This is a genomic window from Streptomyces sp. NTD91, assembly GCF_059510455.1.
Genome location: NZ_JCAJZW010000120.1, coordinates 1 through 1,370 on the forward strand (window position 1 = coordinate 1; position 1,370 = coordinate 1,370).

1 protein-coding gene is annotated in these 1,370 nt (G+C 70.2%); it reads right to left on the reverse strand.

The window, feature by feature from the left end:
- The coding region (locus tag AC5WRT_RS38815) for an IS1182 family transposase (RefSeq protein WP_496101091.1) at positions 1 to 1,332 on the reverse strand (1,332 nt) is incomplete at its 3' end.
- Between the last annotated feature and the right edge of the window lie 38 nt (positions 1,333 to 1,370).

A 1,370-nucleotide genomic window follows, 5' to 3' on the forward strand; every position in this document is an offset into this window, starting at 1 on the left:
GAGCAGGTCGTGGTGGGGGCGGATGGTCAGGATGCGGCCGGTCTTGGCCTTGGTGCACCGCTCGCGCAGGGGACATCCGGTGCACAGGTTCCCGAAGGCGGCCTTGCGCTGGTTGTGCTGTCCGCCGGGGGCCGACAGGGGGACGGTGTGCCCCGCGGGGCAGGTCACCGTGGCGGCGGCGGTGTCGATACGGAAATCGTCCAGGGTGAAGCCGCCGGGGACGGCTGCCCGTAGCGGGGCGGGTTTGAAAAACAGCCGGTGGCGTGCTGCTTCGAGGGCCTGGCGGGCCTCGCCGGTGGAGTAGGCGGTGTCGCCGAAGGCGTCCACCGGCCCGTCTTCCCCGGCGAGCAGGTCCACGCCGACGGTGGCTTCGTGGTGCTCCGGCCCGACACCGGGAGTGAGGGCCACAGCGGTGTATAAGCCGGTCTCCGGCTCGATGGCCAGGTGGGCCTTGTATCCGTCCTGCTGGTGGGTGCGGGTCTTGTGCACGTGCCGGGATTCCGGATCGACGGTGGAGACCATCCGGTCGTAGGCGGTGCCCCGGCTGATGCGCCAGCGCCCGTCACGGCCGTCGGAGTCCTCGGCCGGCTCCACGTCCTGTCCGGCGACCAGGGCCAGCAGGCCCACCGCGTTCGCGGCCTTCTCACCGAGCTGCTGGTCAGGCAGGTGGCCCAGCAGCCTGAGCGCGTCACCGACCAGAGCGTCGACGAGGGCGGCGCGGGCCTGTTCGTCGTTCCAGGCGATCCTTGGTTTGCCGGGGTCGCTGTAGTCGTGCGCGGTGCACTGCACGGCTGCCACCTGGTCGGCACCGGGGACCTCGCGGATGACCGCGCGGACGGCGGCGATGAGCTGGGTGACAGTGTCCTGAGTGGCAACGGCGTCGTCCAAAACGGTGGAGTCCAGGGCTCGCCGGTGCTTGCCTTTGAGGACGCCGGTGGCCTTCACGACCTCCCGTACTGCCTCGAACACCCGGTTCGGGCGGGCGGAACGGGAAAGACGACGGCGGAAGTAGGCCAGCAACGACGGGTCGAACGCCATGTCGTGCAGACCGAGCCCGCACGCGGCCTTCCACCGCAGGTCACACCGCAGCTCCTGCACCGTCTCGAAGTCCGACAGCCCGTGCAGGGCCTGCAACGTGATCGCCGCGGCCAGGATCTGCGGCGGCATACTCGGCCGCCCGTTCGCCGACGGGTACATGTCCGCGAACATCACCACCGGGAACAGCGCGCCGCGATGCTCGGCCAGGAACGCGAACACACTCCCGGCCGGGATCAACTCCCGGCAGGTCTCCCACACATCCGGCCCGACTGTCTCCCCGGCCCATTCCCCCATCACCACAACAAAGAGTCTGGCCCCACCGCTCACACGGC